Below are 16,970 nucleotides of genomic sequence, written 5' to 3' on the forward strand. Positions count from 1 at the left end.
GATGGCTGATGCCCTTGCTTTTGCAAGGGCAGTGCGCTGCACTGCCCTGCAAATGGTACACAATGCCAAAGCGTCTCATATTGGAAGCGCATTATCGATAGCGGACATATTGGCCGTCCTTTACCACAGCCATCTCAACTGCGACCCTGATGCCCCAAATGCTCAAAATAGAGATCGCCTTATTCTGAGCAAAGGCCATGCCTGTGTTGCCGTATACGCTGCATTAGCAGAAAAAGGATTTATATCCAAGGCTGCTGTTGATAGCTATGGCCAAGATTTTTCTGACTTGATGAACCATATCAGTCACAAAGTTCCAGGTGTCGAATTTTCAACAGGCTCGCTTGGTCATGGGCTCCCATTTGGGGTAGGAAAAGCCTTAGCTGCAAAAAAATTGAAGAAGACATGGCGCACCTTTGTGCTGCTTGGCGATGGCGAAATGGATGAGGGTAGCAACTGGGAAGCCTTGATGTTTGCTGCACACCATAAGCTGGACAATCTTGTTGCAATCATTGACTTCAACAACTTGCAAAGCCTGACCACTATCGAAAACACACTTGCTCTAGAACCACTGGCAGATAAATTAAGCGCATTTGGCTGCTCAGTCATTGAGATCGATGGCCATGACCATCGAGCGCTTCATGAGGCTTTTGCAAAACTGCCGGCAGAAATGGGGAAACCCACTGCCATTATTGCTCGCACAATCAAGGGGAAAGGCGTCAGCTTCATGGAAAACAGTGTCGACTGGCATTATAGAAGCCCTAACAAAGAGCAACTAGAACAAGCCTTACGCGAATTGGAGATGGTTCATGCGTAATGCTTTCATTGACGAATTAGTCACTTTAGCTGAGCAGCGGGAAAATATTGCATTAATTGTTGGCGACCTAGGTTATTCGGTAATAGAACCATTTGCAGACCGATTCCCAGATCGTTTTATTAATGCCGGGATTGCAGAGCAAAACATGATGGGGCTGGCGGCAGGAATGGCCTCGGAAGGTTATCATGTTTTCATCTACAGCATTGCCAACTTCCCGACCTTTCGCTGCGCTGAGCAGATCAGGAACGACGTCGACTACCACAACTTGCCGGTAACAATTGTGGCCGTAGGTGGTGGCCTCGCTTATGGCAATCTAGGCTATTCGCATCATGCTGTCCAAGACTATGGACTCATGCGCTTGATGCCGAATATGACCATTGCTGCCCCTGGCGATCCTATGGAAGTGCGGGCATGCATGCGCTATCTGGTGGATAACCCTGGCCCTTCTTATCTGCGCTTGGCCAAGGCAGGTGAAGCATGCTTGCATGCCACTGTACCTGAAGTTGAGCCGGGTAAATGGCTTGAGATAGTTAAAGGGCGCAAAGGAAAGACATTATTGACGACTGGGGCCCCTTTAGCCATAGCACAATCCTGGTTGCGACAAGGGCTCTACGATGGCCATTCCCTCCACTCCATGCCTCTTTGGGGGATGCAAAGTAAAACCCGACAGGTTGAGCAACTGGCGGCATGGGATGAGGTCATCACGGTAGAGGACCACATTGTTGATGGTGGCTTTGGCAGTTGGCTGGCAGAAACAGCCACGATGGGGCGCGTCCAAACCCAGATCGAAATAAGGGCACTGTCTGACAGTATCTTTGGCAAAGTAGCAAGCCAGGCAACATTAAACAGGATTGGCGGACTGGGGTGATCAAGCGTCTTTTCCACCGCATGGGCATCGACCGGGCAGTATTTCTCACTCTCTTTTCCAGAGGGTGGGTAGTACTGTCAGGCTTGGTGAGTATTTATTTTGTCGGCCGCTTCCTCACTCCTGCAGAGCAAGGATATTACTATACGTTCAACAGTCTTATCGCACTGCAAATTTTCGTTGAGCTTGGCCTAAATTATGCCATCATCCAGTTTGCCAGCCATGAAATGGCACATTTGACATGGCAAACAAATTACACGATCAATGGAAGCCCTTTGGCGAAAAGGCGCTTGCAATCATTGCTGCAATTCTCGCTTGTTTGGTTTGGAGTCGCCGCGGCACTGATGATTGCAGTGCTTTTACCTATAGGCCTGGTATTTTTTCACCAAAATAATGCTAGCCAAGAAGTTCCGAATAACGTCACAGTTGCCTGGACATTACTAGTTATTTTCGCTGCCCTCAACTTGCTGCTGACATCAACAGTTGCTCTGCTGGAAGGTTGTGGCCATGTCGCACAGGTCGCTGGCTTAAGACTGCGACAAGCAGTGATTACTGGCATATCGATCTGGCTGATATTGAGCATGCAAGGTGGTCTGTTCGCGTTATCCGCCAGTAGCGCTGCCAGCACTTTAGTTGTCTCTGCCTGGCTATGGAAACGCTACCGAGCTTTCCTGAAAGATCTGCTGTGTCACCCTACTGACCTCCCTCCCATGAATTGGCGCAAGGAAATTTGGCCATTTCATTGGCGCATCGCCGTCAGCTGGATGAGTGGTTACTTCATTACGCAGCTCTTCAACCCATTGATATTCCATTTCAGTGGGCCTGTTGCGGCAGGTCAAATGGGAATGAGCCTGCAAGTTATTGGCGCAATAAATGCAACAGCCCTTGCGTGGATTTCTACCAAAGCCCCATCCTATGGGCAACTAGTTGCAAGAAAAAAGGAAATCGAGCTAGACCAGGCCTTCAAACGCGACCTGCTCCAGTCTTCCGTCTTTTTGCTAGTATGTTTTTTGGGTTTCCTGATATCACTTCTCATATTGGGCAAGTATTTCCCGAATGTCACCAACAGGCTATTACCATATAAATTGCTTTTATTAATGGCAATCACCGGGGCGCTCTCACATATCACTTCTGCCGAGGCAGTCTATCTGCGCGCCCATAAAGAAGAGCCTTTCTTCATACTCTCCATCATCCATGGAGCTACCATATTGTCAAGCTCATTTGCGCTAATCCCGACGATGGGCCTGCCTGGCGCCGTTTACGCACAAATAATTGCCATAATTGGTGTGACATTTATCGGTGGAAATTACATTTACCTTAAAAGACGAAATTCATTCTTTTCGGTAGAGGGCTGCAGCCAAAATCAAAAGAACAGAATTTCTCAGAAAAATATTGAATCTCATTAAAGCCACCTAAAGCATGGAAGACAATAAAGAAATCGCATTCTGCATTCCGACCTATAATCGGGCCGATGTACTGAAAGAGTCCATCCCAGCCCTTATAGACATTGTAAAAGAGTGGCAAATCCCCATCTATATTTGTGACAATAAATCGACAGACAATACGGCAGAAGTCATTCAGCAACTCATGCGCGAATACAGCGCGCTGTACTACTTCTCCAATGAAGAAAACATAGGCCCAGAAAACAATACGGTTAGGGTACTCGGCTTACCGGATACAAAATACAGATGGCTACTCGGTGATCATTACAAAATAAAAGACAGGGCTACATTTCGATCTGTATACGAAAAAATCACATCCGAGGAGTCCTACGACTTTATCGTGGTAAATGCGGAGAATCGGGTACAAGACATCCCATCACAAACTTACACCAACAAAGAATCTGTAATTATCGATCTTGGCTGGCATATGACGATGCTCTCCACCCTCATTTACCATAAAGAATCGCTCAAAAAAATGGACTTTGATCGATTCGAAGGAACCCGTTTTTCACAAACATTCTCAATACTGGAATATATAAGCAAAGCCCCATTTCGCATTTACTGGCACGCTCAAGACGTCATCCATTCCTATGCCACACAGACCAGCTCGACATGGCTAAAAAATACCTGTGAAATTTTCATAAAAAACTGGTATTACGGCGTGATGTCCCTATCACCACAATATGACATTGATGCAAAAAAAATCTGCATAAGAAAACACTCAGACTATTCAAATCTTTTTAATATAAAAAGCATACTATTATTCAGCGCTCTTGGCGGGGCACGCTTCGGCGCAATACAAAAATACATCTCAATATTGCCTGACACAATAGGCATTAGGAAAACAGCAATTCTATTGGGCATCTCCCTTATCCCAAGACCAATACTTAACATCTTGTATTTAACATACAAGAGCGCCAAATCCTTGAAGAACAAAAAAACACATATTTTACCAAACGCAAGTTAATTTTCGCCACCACACCCAGATTACTTCCCCAACCAAATGCGATGCATTTAACACCAACCGAGCAGATCACTGATCAAAATTGTAAAAATGTCAACATTCACTTGCGTTTTGGATGGCGATAAAACACCATCAGCAAACATAAAAAGCAAAGCCGTACTTTCTTTGCACATATTACTTTTTACAGCAGGATGGGACCTTAGCGCCATCAATATCTCTGGGTTCAGCGTTCGGCTGGCTTGGATTTTGTTACTAGCAATCCCACTTCTTATCCCAATTGCCAAGCACAAAAAAACTGCTTTAGCCTTCATTATTCTTTTTTACTTGGTCCATGTATTCAGCTCACTCCTTAGTGACAACCCATTACAAGGATTGCTTTATTCATTTTGGATTGTTTTCACCTATCTATTTTTCCTTCACTTTGCATGTAGCGCATGTAATATATTGCAAGCACAAACTTGGAATGTCATTCTTGTTAATGGGCGCCTACAAATCTTTTTCGCATTCTTACTTTACTTGACTGGCATACAAGAAAGAGCGAATTTTATTTATTACGAGCCGTCATATATGGCAATAGCATTGATCCCATATGTTGCCACTATATTTCACCTCCGCAATATCAAAGGAATTGATGTAGCTGCATTAATCTCTTATATCATCAGCAGCCAATCTGGGAATTTCCTCGTCGTACTGCTTTTAGCTGGCCTTCTTCGTTTTCTCATGGGCGGATTGAACATGAGAAAATTGAAGTTGTTATTTTTGATATTTCTCGGTGGCTTACTTTTCACGTACTACCTCCTACACGACGAGTCAAATATTAATCATGCAACAGCCAAAGCGATTCTAACTTCAGGTGCCAGCATTGACTCGGCAATTGCGATTGCTGAACGGGGTGGAAATAGAGTGCCGCGAATGCAGGTTGCGCTTGAAATATTTTGGGAAAATCCATTTACTGGAATTGGCCCCACAAATTACATTAGCCACATAGATGGTCGTAATTTCTCACATATCACAAAGGATATACCCTGGATCGATCCAGAAGGTCAGCCGCCGACAAATGCATTTATTGAAGCCGGGGTCAATGCAGGAATTCTCGCCGTCATCCTCCTGACTGTGCCATTTTTTTATATCATAAAAAAAAACCGGCTAAGATCGCACCACAGCGATGACTCAAAAATTGTTTCCGCAGCCGGAATAATAATATTTATCATGATGAATTTAGATTCCAATTATCTTCGCGCCTATGTTTGGGTCTTTTTTGGTCTAGCCATATCCTCTCTTTCCTGGAGAATCAAGCAAAACGCCAATTGCGTAAACAATAATGCCTGACAAGTATTTCAATTAACCAGATTTAGCCAATTAGCGGCCATTGATATCAACACACGTTTCCACAATCCGAAAACCTCCTCAGCTACCTCAACCTCCTCAGATAAACTGATTATCGCCCCTCCATGATGCTAAATACATTTTCCAGAACACTTTAATACCTCGCCACTGCCAAGTAGCAATCTATATTCAATGTTATAACTTCGATGGACGGCTAGATATACGAATGGTCAGCAAAATGGATAAGGAGAGTTAAAACACTAACTGACCGAACTACTTCCCCTAACTATGGCAAATCGTATGCTGATGATGGTCCACCGATGAAAGCGGAATCGAAAGCGTTGTAAGGGAGAAATAGCGCCGCATGATGGAGGGGCGCCCACGCAAAGAAAACGGGGCCAATTCACTGGCCAATTTGACAGATGCCTATCTTGTTACGGCAAGACATCTTGAGCAAATGAACTGGCCGGCGCATGCCAGCCAGCCCTGAGGGATCAACAAGCAGATCAAAGTCGTGAAGCGATGGGCTTACAACTCTCCAGACAGCGACTGAACTTTGCAGAGAAGCAAAGCCACTTTCTGTGAAGCACCAAATTTATAGATAGTGAAGTAATGCCCTCGCTTCCTCAGAAGGGAAAGGTGGATTTACAAAACACTCCAGATAGCGCCGCATAACAGGCTGATGGCGTCGAAGTCGGATGTGGCAGGCTTTTCGTGCCAACAGACCCAAATGCATAATGAAATTGTCAAACGACACGACCGCTCTGACTGAGGGGTGGAGAGCAAGGTGGAATAGTGTTTCGATCGTGGTCTGCCCGCGCAGATCCCGGTCCACCAGGCTACCGTAGTCTCTGAGATCACCAGCCTTGTCCCGGTTAGAGCCCACATGCAGCACACAGACATTATGTTGAGCTTTCAGTTTTGCCAGCTCATCCAGCAATGCCTGCTGCTCGGCTTGGCCAATACGTAAACGGCTCGAATCCACGTAGTTGTTGAACAACACATAGGAGCAATCATCATCCAGCATGATAGGGCTGCTTGGATTCGGCCAGTAATGTGGCTCGAAGTCATCGGTTGGGATCGGAAGCCCCAGCAGGCTGGTGAGGGTCTGGGCCAGATATTGAGCAATCGGGGCGTCGATCCTGGAGTCCGCGGCGTGCACGTACAGCCGGTTCCGGTAACGTGTTTCCGCGGGATGCTGTGGCAGTGCCCACACCGGCGTAATCACCACATCGCAAGCCCGCGCCTCCTCTGGCTCGGACAGCGGATAGCCCAAACCACCAAAATAGCCGCGCATGGCCGGTATCGGGGCAAAACAAACGTCCTTGCCGGAGGCCAGCAGGGCCCGGACCATCGGCTCGTAAAACAATTGGTCTCCCAGATGTATATAGGCGGGGTCGGCCAGATCCAGCCCAATGCTGTTCCATTGCGCAGGAATGGTGCCATAAATGCCTGTTGCCAGCCGGTACCTTGGCAGAGTGAAGGTCATCCGGCCATGCATCAGCAACTTGTTGAGAAAGTAGGACATATCGGTCAGCTTTGCGGCGAGGAAAGGGGGAGATAACGCTGGATGGCATGCATCACGAGGTCGACTGACAACTCTGCCAAACAGCGAATATTCTGGCAGTTCTTGGCATAGCTATGGCCGTCGTAGCAGGGACGGCAAGCCAGGTTCTCGCCTCCCCACAGAACTTGCGTACGCAGATCCGTTTGGACTTTTTCGCTTGGATTGGTGGCACCAAACAGGGCAATACGCCGACAGCCGGCAAGACCGGCCAGATGTAAGGGTCCACTATCATGCGTAACCACCAATGCCGTTCGCTGGTACAGTGCAACCAATTGAGGAAGGCGAGTCTGAGCAATCAGGTCCAAGACTGGAAGCGTGCCAAAATAAGGTTTAACCCACTCGTCCTGCGGCCCCCCGGTCAAGACCACCGGGATGCTGGCAGCCAACAGCCGTTGTGCCAGCTCCACATAATGCTCAACCGGCCAGCGACGATGGCGATCATCGCTCACCGTATTACGTGCCCCGCCAGGAGCCAGCGCAACCCAAGCTTGGCCAGGGAGTCGCTCTGCAATATCTGGCGTCAAGGCAAGGCGTTGCTCAAGGATATAGGGGAGGCTGGAGGGAATCGAATCATCGTCCCGGCCATGGTATAGCCGCAGGTACTCGTTCGCATGCAATCTACCAGGAACTGGCAGCAGTCGCTTGCCATAGGTGTGCCAGCTATCGACGCGTACCGCCCTGACCAGCCGAGCAAACACTCGATACCGTGCGTCGCCGTGGCCAATCATCACCCTGTCTACCCGACGCCAGCGCAAGCGCACAGCAGTATCGAGGACGGCACCAAGCTTTTTCAAGACTGAACCACGGTACAACGCCTGCTCATCCACCGGCACTAGCTCATCTATTTCCGGGATCAGTTCCGCCAGAGGCAATAGGCCCTTACCCACAATAAGGGTAATATAAGCATCAGGGTGATCCTGCCGTGCCTGCCGAATTGTTGGCAGCATCATGATCAAGTCACCGATCGCACCGATCTTGACAAATAGCAGGCGTAGAAACTGCGATGCACTCATCGAGATTGATAGTCCTGATTAGGATTCCACATTAGCGTCAACACTCTCCATGCCCTAGAAAACTCTCCACGGAGCAGTCTCTTGATAATAGGAAGGGTAGTCGCCAGCCAGACGAATGGGTAATAATGAGGAAAATGCTTTCGGCCAAATAAAAGCCGATTACGCATACCATAGAAATCCGCTAATGGTGATTGGCGCTTGCCAAATCTTGACCCAGCCTTCGTAGAGGCTCCTTCTTTATGAAACACAATGCTCTTGGTAGCCGTCCCAATCTGGAAATGTTTCTTTCCCCGCACAGCCCAATCATTCTCTTCATAATACAGAAAATATGACTCATCCATCATGCCAACTTTCTCCAGAAAATCGCGCGACACCAGCATAGAGGCCCCAACAACATAATCCAGCCCCCCCTTTTCATACTCTTCAAGAGAAATATGACCCGAGGTGCCGAGCCAACGCTGATAGCGCCCACCCGCAGCCTGTATTTTGTCTGGAGAGTGATAGTAATAAAGCAGTGATCCGCATAACCCCATATCTGGATGGGCAGACATTTCATCAAGAAGATTTCGCAGCGTGTCTGGGCAGGCAATGGTGTCGTTATTCAATAGCCAGACATGAGTACATGCTTTATCCTGCAAGGCCAATTTGATTCCTGTATTACAGCCTCCTGCAAACCCACGGTTGGCACCTGTTCTCAATATTGTCAGCCTGCAGTCAGGCTTTTGGATCGCGGGATAATCCTGGATTTGAAAATCTATCGGCTTATCGACAGGCGGCATAATCCATTGCTTCATGGAAGAGGATTCTGCAATAGCGCAGACTTTTCCTTTTACCCATTCGGAAATAATTTCAACTGACCCATCTTCTGATTGATTGTCACAAACAATCACACGAAATCTTGGACAATCAAGCCTGAGGACTGATTCTAAGCACTCAATTGTATCCCCCCAGTTATTCCAATTCAAAACAACAATATAAGTCAATGATTCACGATGCATTATTATAAAACCCCTAGGAATACCATGGGCGCCATGCAATTCTGAACATTGCAGCAATCCAATGAAATAATGCCATATTAAGTCAGCACAGAGTGACGTGACAGGAATTGCAATTCACTTTATATGGTCAGTGACTTCACAAACCTCAAAATGGTTGAGCATGAGAATCATGCCATATACTCTTACCCACTTCCTGGGGGAAAGGTAGCGTACGCTTTTCTTTCTGTTAATAAAACCAACTACGCCAACTGCTATTTGGCTTTACAAAAACAGTTCTTCGTAACTCACGCTGGCTGTGCCGAATTTTCCTACCACAATACTGCCTGCCCGGTTGGCAATTGGTACGGCTTCGTTCAGCTTCAAGCCACAGGCCAACATCGCCGCTAGAGCGGCAATCACGGTGTCGCCGGCCCCTGTAACGTCGAACACCTCGCGTGCCTGAGCCGCCACATGCAAGTGTCCCCACTGGTCGAACAACGACATGCCTTCTTCCGAGCGAGTAAGCAACACCCCCTCCAACCCTAGTTGCTCGCGAAGTGCAAAGGCACGCCGGTGCAGTGTGGTCTCATCTGCCCAAGCCCCGACCACCTGCGCCAGTTCAGCTCGATTTGGTGTAATCACACTTGCGCCGGCATAACGCGCGTAGTCGCTTCCCTTGGGGTCTACCAGCACCGGCTTGCCGGCTTCACGTGCCAACTCAATCATGCGCGGGATATGTGTTAGCCCCCCCTTCCCATAGTCCGAAAACAACACAACGTCGTGCTCGATCAAGGCGCGCTCATAGTCAGCCAGCATCTGGGCTAACACTTCATGGTCCGGCATATTCTCGAAGTCTACGCGGATGAGTTGCTGCGAGCGGCCGATAATGCGCAGTTTGACAATAGTGTGGAGTTGTGGATCACTTCCCAAAAGCGCATTCACACCTTCGTGTTCAAGAAGGTACCGCAGTTTATGTGCGGGCTCGTCGTCACCCACAACGGTGAGCAAGGTGGCTTGGGCGCCAAGCTTCTTGACATTGAGCGCCACGTTCGCTGCGCCGCCCAAGCGCTCCTCTTTCCGAGCGACACGAACCACCGGTACAGGTGCTTCCGGCGAGATGCGCTCCACTTCACCGTACCAATAACGATCCAGCATGGCATCGCCGACCACCAAGATACGGCAATTGGCAAGGTCATTTCTTGTTGGCTTCAAAGCATGTCCTTTTAATCAAGCGTACCCGAGAAGCTCTTCAACCATGCCACAAAGAGTATGACCGATAAAAATATGGGCCTCTTGTATGCGGGCTGTCGTGTTGCTGGGTATGACTATGGCGAGATCGCACATGCCTAGAAGAGTCCCCCCATCCTTACCCAGCAGCCCAATGCTTCGGATGCCCATTGCACGAGCAGCCTTCACCGCCTCCATCACGTTCTTGGAGTTACCTGATGTGGATATCGCCAACAAGCAGTCACCCTCGCGGCCAAGACCTAGGACTTGGCGAGCAAATACCTCGTCATACGAATAATCGTTGGAAATGCAGGTCAGCGCAGATGAATCGGTGGTCAGCGCCATGGCGGCCAGCGGAACTCGATCCTTGACAAAACGACCAGTCAGCTCTGCTGCAATATGCTGGCTATCCGCTGCGGAACCGCCATTGCCACATAACATCAGTTTATTGCCTGATTTCAAGGTGCTGGCGATCATCTCCCCAGCTTGCAATACCGATGATGAAAGAGACGAGATACGCGAGAACAGCTCGATGTGTTCTTCAAGATTGCGCTGAATAGTAGAAATCATCAGTACTCCAGAAAAGGCGTTAATCGGTCTTAAAGCTTATAGTACCGTTATCGGTGTACCCACTACACCGAGCTTTCACCAAACTCTTTGCATCCAACCTGCCAAGCTGCCTCAGCCACGGCCTATTTACAGTGGCTTTTCTAATACAGGGCAGGCCATACCAACGTTAGGATGCATCACTAATTTCCTTGCCATGCGTTTTTAACTTCATGCCAGCGGCTGCTTCCGGCCTCCTGACTCTTGCGCATGTGTTCGCGCACCAGCCCCAGTAGCACTCCCACAAAGAAGCCACCCAGCAGCCCCATGGCGACGATCTGGGCACGCTTGGGCTTGGACTTCCAGTCCGGAGGTGTGGCCTTGTCCAGTACCTGGATGGTAGAGCTATCGCGAGACTCTTCCAGCTTGGCCACTTCGAACTGTTTGGCCAAAAGCTCGAACATGGTTTCGTAATACTTGACGTCGCGCAGCGCCCGAATGTATTCCAACCCGGTTTGCGGCACTTTGCCGGTGGGTACCATGAAGTCGCCCACTTCGGGTTGGCCCTGTTCCAGTTTGGCCAGTTGCTGTTTCAGGCCAGCAATTTCCTGTTGGGTACGCTGATAGTTGGGGTTCTGCTCGGTGGCAAAACTCTTCATTGCCGCCAGTTGGACTTCTTTGGCCGCAATGGTTGCCTTGAGCTGAGCCGCATTGGAAATAATGGCCTGAATCTGCCCCTCCGGCTGCAGCATGCCCGTTTTTTCCTGGGTCTTCTTGAGATTGATCTCTGCCTGGGCCAGATCGTCCTTGACCTGCTTCAACTGTTTCTCATAGAACAGCCTGCGCTGTGCAGCATCGGTTACGGCCAGGGTCTGCGTCAGCTTCTTTAGCTCGTCCACATAGGCATTGGCGAGTTTGGCGGCAAAGACCGGGTCTTTGTCGTCCACACTGATGCTGATCAGCCCATCCTTGCCGCTGTTGATCTTGCTAACACCTTCCAAGGCCTTGCGGGTGGCGACCATGCTGTCGGTCTCATAGCGCTCCTGCAGCTTGAACTGCTTGATCAAGTTGTCGGCTACGGTATCGCTTTGCATCATCCCGACATACAGATCATTGGGGTTCTTGATGCCAGCCAAGCCGCCTGCGGCCCCTGCCAACGCACCAAGCTGGCCAAGAGCGGCGCTAATCCCGGAAGACTGTTGCTGCGGCGGTAAAATACGCGCCGTAGAGGTAAAGATGGGCGTCATCAGCAGGCTGGCCGCCAAGGCCAAGGCACCAACGCCCACCGTGCAGCCGATGAGCCAGTTTTTTTGCCGAGCCAGGGCGACGACGATGCCCATCAGATCGATTTCGTCGTCCTGAGGTGTTGCTGGTTGCGTGTTGTGTTCAGACATGTTGCGTATCCGTGCTGATGGCTGCCGTGCACACGGCCGCCGAACGTGTGATCAGTCTTTCAATACCTTGAGGCCAGCAGCACCCAAGCCGAACTGGTACAGGATCGAGGTCCACTCTTTGAGAGACTGAGTCCAGCTGCTGCGCTCGATCTTCTCCGGCAGCACGACAGCGTCACCAGGATTGACTTGTTGCCCACCGAGGCGAGAGAACCAGCCCGCACTGTTGACACTACGCACCGTGCCGTCGGCACGGAGCACGTACATCTCCGACTTGTCACCACTTTGAGTAGGACCGCCCGCCAGAGCCAGATAGTCGTTGATGCTACGGCCCGGTTTGTAGATAAACGTGTTTTGTTGGTATACCGACCCCAGCACGTCTACCGTGCCCGGCACCCTCGGCACGTAGATGCTGTCGCCATCCTGCAGCACCAGATCGGGCAGGTTCTTGATGCCGGCGTTGGCGTCATCCAGTTCCAGCACGATACGGCCACTGGCTTTTACCGAGCGCATCTTGTTTACCAGACGTTGCTGGCGCTCCAGTTCTGCTGCTGTGGTTGCCGCTAGGTCCTTGTCGGTCGTGCCGGCCATTCTTTGCGTGGCCGCCGCCTGAATTTCTTTTTCGAAACGATCGGCGATTTCATCCAACTTGGCTTGTTGCTGGGCCCGAACACTCTCTCGGTTAACGCTCATGGCAAATACGTAGCCGTTGTCGGTCACTCCTCCCAAGCGGGCCAGGAGTTCACGCAGGGTTTCCCCCTTTTGGATCTGGAACACGCCTGTGCTGCGCACTTCGCCGGCAACCTTGACGAATTCACGCTGCTTTTGTGCTTCTACCGGTACGGTCCCCGGTGCCACGATGCGCACCACATCTGCCGATGAGAGCGGCAGCGTGGCCAGCTTGCCGCGGATATCCGTGGCGGTGCCTCTGAACTCGGCCACGGTCTGATAACGGTTATCGACGCTCTTCTCGACAATGACTTCACGCTGCGGAGAAGAGGACAAAAAGCCCCCCGCCCATTCCACGGCATCGGCCAGCGAGGTCTTGTCTTTCAGTTCGAACACGGCGGGGCGCTTTACATCTCCCACGATGGCGACTTGCGGGCCCACCGGCGGAATGTAAACCACGTCTCCATCCTGCAGGGCGATATCCTTGCTCTTGTCGCCACGGGCCAGCATGTCATAGAGGTCAAACGTGGTGACGATGTCCCCGCCCCGCTTGACCTGGATGGCGCGCATGGAGCCCGAACCGGAAGGACCTCCCGAGCTGAAGAGCGCATTGAGCAGCGTACTCATCGAGCTGAGTGTATAGGTACCGGGGCGCACGGCGTGACCGACGACGTAAATCTGTACCGAGCGGGTCTGCGCCACACTGACAGTCAGATCGAAGTTGGTGAAGACCCGGCTGATGGCTTTCTTAAGATACCCCTGCAAATCGCGGTATTTGATGCCCGCCACCTTGATCGACCCCACACTGGGCAGGTAGATGCTGCCGTTGCGGTCTACGGTGCTGGTGATGTCGATATCCACCATGCCCCAGCCGCGAAGCTGGATCTCGTCGCCAGGGCCGATCAGATAATCACCATTGACCTGGGTTGCATCCAACGGTGCGAAGGTGGACAAGGCACTCCGGAACAGTTCCTGGCCAAAGACCGGCAGTTCCGCTCCTGCCACATTCTTGGTGAAATCGACGAACGGGCTCTTCTGACGAGCGATGATTTCTGCTTGGCTCAGCAGAGGCGCCTGGGGCTGAGCGGTCTTGACGGCTTGTTGTGCCGGCACAGACAACATCGGCAGCCCTTCTTGAGAAGCGAATGCTTGCGGGCTGGCTTGTGTGGCCGCGCCAGCGGACTGGACCAGTAACAGGCAAGAGGAACCTGCAATCAGCAGCTTTCTGGCAAACCGTTGTTGGTGCATTTAAAAACCTTGTCTAGAAAATGATAAAAAGAAGACATACGCATGTGGTCTAATAGCGGGCCTTGATGGTAACCCCGGCCTTATCCCGACCAAAATCGAACAACGCCTGGTAGCGGCTATTGTGACGTTGAGCAGTCCACAACCATTGACCCGTCGCATAACCGAGCAGACCCCCTGCAACCGTGTCCGAGAGCCAATGCTTGCGCCCGGCGGTACGGCCCAAGGAGGCCGCAGCGGCCACGCCATAGAGCCATGGGGCATCGTATTCGCTGGCAAACGGAGTCAACGCGGCAAACGTCACGGCGGCATGGTTGGACGGGAACGAGCTGTCCTGGCGGGATGTGCCGTCGGACACACTGCTCCAGTGCCCATTATTGTCTTCAGGACGGCTACGCCCCACGGCCTGCTTCAGCAATATGCTGCCTGCTCCAGCCACCAAGGCCGATTGCAGGCTGATGAAGCCGGTATTTTGCAAACGGGTATCCCCCAGAGCGAGGGCCATGCCGGCACCACCGACGGCTAGCCAGGGAGCTGCTTTGCCGAAATTGTTCCATGCTTTCAGCACGCTGCTGTCCTGCCGCCGCGAGACCAGATCGTCCCACCTCTTGTCGGACAATGAGGCCAAGCCGATTGCCCCGCCTGCCAGCAAAGCGCCTTTGGCCAAAGGCGCCAGTTCCGGGAAGGCACTGGCCGAGTCATCCAGCCGCAGCTTGATGTTTGGCCATGGGTTAAAGCGCTCGATCGGTCGATTGATGGCGGGGTGTTCACTCTCGGACGGGTGCTCGGCAAAGTTGCCGAGTCCGTCGAATGCCTGCACCTGCTGTTCGTCACCCTCGACAATGCCATACAGATCGCCTGGGCTCGCCACCATCTGGCCCACGTCCCGCGTCCACGGGGAAATGGAAAAATTCCCCTTGGAGCGGGAGTCAACAGTCAGCATGGCATCGAGTGGAATCGAGAAGAAAATGCCTTTGTCGTGATAGGGCGAGGCGGGTGTTCCTGGATTGGTAATATCGTTGCCATTGGTACGAGTGTACCAAGCACCGATTTCCACTCCCGACCGGAAACGCCGCTTGAACTCGAGCCGAGCACCATTATCCTTGGCCAGGAAGCGGCCGACACGCAACGTGGCCGTGGTGCCGTAAGGCAGGCGGTAATGCAGCGAGGCCAGCGACGTTACCGTCTTGTAATCCCGCATGCCAAACCAGCCATCGACATCCCTCTGCCGGACAGCATCCACGCTGAGATCAGCCGCCCAGCGCTTGCCCGGTGGCACATACAATACCTGCCCACCAACACCGCCAAACATTTCTTCATAGAAGCCTCCTGAGAGACGGGCGTACCAGTTGGTTGCCGGTTTGTAGTACTGGTTGAGCACGGCCTTGAACAGTTTGACCCTGTTGCCTCTCTTGTACTCGGCAACGTCGGAACGCACATGGGGCAACAGGCTGTTGGATGATTGTTTCACGTCACTGACATCTTCCACGACCGTGGCGCCAATACCGGTATTCAGGTAAAGCCCCTCGCCCAACCGTCGATCGATATTGCTAGCCAGGCTGAGGTCGTAATGCAGGGCACCGCTGGGATCGTTGAAGTAGAACGCCAGCTTGGGGGCGATCTTGAAACGGTTGAGCAGCGAATCCTTCTGTCGCAGTTGAACGATGTCCCCGTCCTCAGAGAGCAGGACGGACAACCCGGCATCGTCGGACAAGCCAGCGGCAAGGGCGCCATTGTCACCGCCATGGGCGATACGGTCATGCGGGTCAGCGGAGCGGACCAGCACAAATACCCTGAAACGTTCGCGGCTGATCTTGCCTGCCAGATAATCGTGCAAGGCCGCCATGTCGAAGAACTCATAGGTGGCAACGGGCAGGTCCAGCTCGGTATAGGTGACCTTGATGGTGCGCGTTTCGCGCGGCGCGTAATAGAGCGCCGTACGCACGGCGCGCCCCACGGCACGCCCGACATCGGAGATGCGGCTGTTGCCCAGATTCAGCGTGAGCGTGCCGCGACGGTAGGCAATGCTGACCAGGGTGTAGTCCTGCTTTTGCAGCACTCTTTGCAGTGCCTGGGCGTGCTCCGGGTTGCTGCGCCACTCTTCGGCACTGGGGCGGACAGGAATCTCTTTCGGCGCGTAATAAGACGGTTCTTGGATCTTGGGCACGAATTCCCGCTCATTGAGCGGGATATTCACCATGGCATTGAGGCTGCTGTGGCTGCGCTGATAGGCCGCCTGCATGGAAAGCCAGCCCCAGCGGTATTCCAACCCGGCCTTGACGCCGGAAGTACGCTCTTTGGCAAAGGTTTCACTGGCGCGGAAGTCTTTTTGATAATCGTTGGCGTCGTACTCGGCCAGTAGCGCCCAGTTCGGGTACTGTGATGGGGTCCAGCGCACCCCGGCAAAGGGGCCCTCTATGCGGTTGGTGCCGACGCCGACTGTCGCCTCCACGTCGCTCAGTTTCTTGCTGGCGGCAACATACTCTCCACGGAACAGACCGGTACCAAACAAATCGGTGCGGCCAACGGCAATGGCCGGGGTGTATTCGCCCTCCGGCAGCAATTGCAGCTTGGCATCGAACACTTTGTCTTTGTAACGGCCGTAGTTGCCACCGTATTGTTGGTCGTCAAAGCCGGCAACGCCAGCAACACCCACGTAGCGGGCCGTCACTTGCAAGGGCGACAGAATGGTGGCGGACGTCCACAATGAACTATAAGGCTTATCGTAGCTGTAACCGATGCTCCAGGTGCCATCTTCCCCGGTATAGGCGCTGGGCATGTTGATATAGCCATCCTGACCGGACAGGTTTGGGGCGCCAAAAGCGAGGCTGCAGACCAGGAAGGGAGTGCTGCTGCTCAGGAGAGCAAAGGATTTAGACACAATGTTTTTTGGAGACGGACAGAGAAAGGCCAGATGCCCGTGC

The 16,970-nt window shown here is 51.9% G+C and carries 13 protein-coding genes; 5 read left to right on the forward strand and 8 right to left on the reverse strand.

What is annotated here, in order from left to right:
* Position 1 precedes the first annotated feature (1 nt).
* From PSEMAI1_RS0117260 to PSEMAI1_RS21875, 5 genes are all read left to right on the forward strand, one after another.
* The gene (locus PSEMAI1_RS0117260; protein ID WP_024304070.1) at positions 2 to 814 is read left to right on the forward strand and encodes a transketolase; all 813 of its coding nucleotides are present in this window, start codon (positions 2 to 4) and stop codon (positions 812 to 814) included.
* Positions 807 to 1,682 carry a transketolase family protein gene (locus PSEMAI1_RS0117265; protein WP_024304071.1) on the forward strand — a complete coding sequence of 292 codons (876 nt, stop codon included), beginning with the start codon at positions 807 to 809 and terminating at the stop codon, positions 1,680 to 1,682. Before PSEMAI1_RS0117260 ends, PSEMAI1_RS0117265 begins: the two co-directional genes overlap by 8 nt.
* Entirely contained in the window at positions 1,679 to 3,085 is a 1,407-nt protein-coding gene (locus tag PSEMAI1_RS0117270) for a lipopolysaccharide biosynthesis protein (RefSeq protein WP_024304072.1), read from the forward strand. The genes PSEMAI1_RS0117265 and PSEMAI1_RS0117270 overlap by 4 nt, the downstream gene beginning before the upstream one ends.
* A 13-nt stretch (positions 3,086 to 3,098) precedes the next feature.
* Positions 3,099 to 4,088, forward strand: a complete 990-nt coding sequence (locus PSEMAI1_RS21520) for a glycosyltransferase family 2 protein (protein WP_084612719.1) — start codon at positions 3,099 to 3,101, stop codon at positions 4,086 to 4,088.
* A gap of 87 nt (positions 4,089 to 4,175) precedes the next feature.
* Positions 4,176 to 5,414: an O-antigen ligase family protein gene (locus PSEMAI1_RS21875; RefSeq protein ID WP_156943158.1), complete on the forward strand. Its 1,239-nt coding sequence runs from the start codon at positions 4,176 to 4,178 to the stop codon at positions 5,412 to 5,414.
* Between the two features lie 592 nt (positions 5,415 to 6,006).
* Here PSEMAI1_RS21875 and PSEMAI1_RS0117275 read toward each other — a convergent pair.
* The 8 genes from PSEMAI1_RS0117275 to PSEMAI1_RS0117305 all read right to left on the reverse strand — a co-directional run bounded on the left by PSEMAI1_RS0117275 (position 6,007) and on the right by PSEMAI1_RS0117305 (position 16,927).
* Positions 6,007 to 6,939 carry a hypothetical protein gene (locus PSEMAI1_RS0117275; RefSeq protein ID WP_024304073.1) on the reverse strand — a complete coding sequence of 311 codons (933 nt, stop codon included), beginning with the start codon at positions 6,937 to 6,939 and terminating at the stop codon, positions 6,007 to 6,009.
* 5 nt (positions 6,940 to 6,944) lie between these two features.
* Entirely contained in the window at positions 6,945 to 7,991 is a 1,047-nt protein-coding gene (locus PSEMAI1_RS0117280; protein ID WP_024304074.1) for a glycosyltransferase family 9 protein, read from the reverse strand.
* Positions 7,988 to 8,989 (reverse strand): glycosyltransferase family 2 protein, encoded by a 1,002-nt coding sequence (locus tag PSEMAI1_RS21525; protein ID WP_084612720.1) that lies wholly within the window; start codon positions 8,987 to 8,989, stop codon positions 7,988 to 7,990. The genes PSEMAI1_RS0117280 and PSEMAI1_RS21525 overlap by 4 nt, the downstream gene beginning before the upstream one ends.
* A 261-nt stretch (positions 8,990 to 9,250) precedes the next feature.
* Entirely contained in the window at positions 9,251 to 10,180 is a 930-nt protein-coding gene (gene rfaE1 / locus PSEMAI1_RS21530; RefSeq protein WP_024304075.1) for a D-glycero-beta-D-manno-heptose-7-phosphate kinase, read from the reverse strand.
* A gap of 15 nt (positions 10,181 to 10,195) precedes the next feature.
* Positions 10,196 to 10,762: an SIS domain-containing protein gene (locus PSEMAI1_RS0117290; RefSeq protein ID WP_369793199.1), complete on the reverse strand. Its 567-nt coding sequence runs from the start codon at positions 10,760 to 10,762 to the stop codon at positions 10,196 to 10,198.
* Positions 10,763 to 10,944: 182 nt separating this feature from the next.
* Positions 10,945 to 12,135, reverse strand: coding sequence for a Wzz/FepE/Etk N-terminal domain-containing protein (locus tag PSEMAI1_RS0117295; protein WP_024304077.1), 1,191 nt, complete (start codon positions 12,133 to 12,135; stop codon positions 10,945 to 10,947).
* Positions 12,136 to 12,186: 51 nt separating this feature from the next.
* Positions 12,187 to 14,049, reverse strand: coding sequence for an SLBB domain-containing protein (locus PSEMAI1_RS0117300; RefSeq protein WP_084612721.1), 1,863 nt, complete (start codon positions 14,047 to 14,049; stop codon positions 12,187 to 12,189).
* A gap of 49 nt (positions 14,050 to 14,098) precedes the next feature.
* Positions 14,099 to 16,927 (reverse strand): YjbH domain-containing protein, encoded by a 2,829-nt coding sequence (locus PSEMAI1_RS0117305; protein ID WP_156943159.1) that lies wholly within the window; start codon positions 16,925 to 16,927, stop codon positions 14,099 to 14,101.
* Positions 16,928 to 16,970 lie beyond the last annotated feature (43 nt).

Source organism: Pseudogulbenkiania sp. MAI-1, from assembly GCF_000527175.1.
Lineage (GTDB): Bacteria > Pseudomonadota > Gammaproteobacteria > Burkholderiales > Chromobacteriaceae > Pseudogulbenkiania.

Coding starts and splice junctions, on each gene's coding strand:
- PSEMAI1_RS0117260 (WP_024304070.1), top strand. CDS start 2: ATGGCTGATGCCCTTGCTTTTGCAAGGGCAGTGCGCTGCACTGCCCTG.
- PSEMAI1_RS0117265 (WP_024304071.1), top strand. CDS start 807: ATGCGTAATGCTTTCATTGACGAATTAGTCACTTTAGCTGAGCAGCGG.
- PSEMAI1_RS21520 (WP_084612719.1), top strand. CDS start 3,099: ATGGAAGACAATAAAGAAATCGCATTCTGCATTCCGACCTATAATCGG.
- PSEMAI1_RS21875 (WP_156943158.1), top strand. CDS start 4,176: ATGTCAACATTCACTTGCGTTTTGGATGGCGATAAAACACCATCAGCA.
- PSEMAI1_RS0117275 (WP_024304073.1), bottom strand. CDS start 6,939: ATGTCCTACTTTCTCAACAAGTTGCTGATGCATGGCCGGATGACCTTC.
- PSEMAI1_RS0117280 (WP_024304074.1), bottom strand. CDS start 7,991: ATGAGTGCATCGCAGTTTCTACGCCTGCTATTTGTCAAGATCGGTGCG.
- PSEMAI1_RS21525 (WP_084612720.1), bottom strand. CDS start 8,989: ATGCATCGTGAATCATTGACTTATATTGTTGTTTTGAATTGGAATAAC.
- PSEMAI1_RS0117295 (WP_024304077.1), bottom strand. CDS start 12,135: ATGTCTGAACACAACACGCAACCAGCAACACCTCAGGACGACGAAATC.
- PSEMAI1_RS0117300 (WP_084612721.1), bottom strand. CDS start 14,049: ATGCACCAACAACGGTTTGCCAGAAAGCTGCTGATTGCAGGTTCCTCT.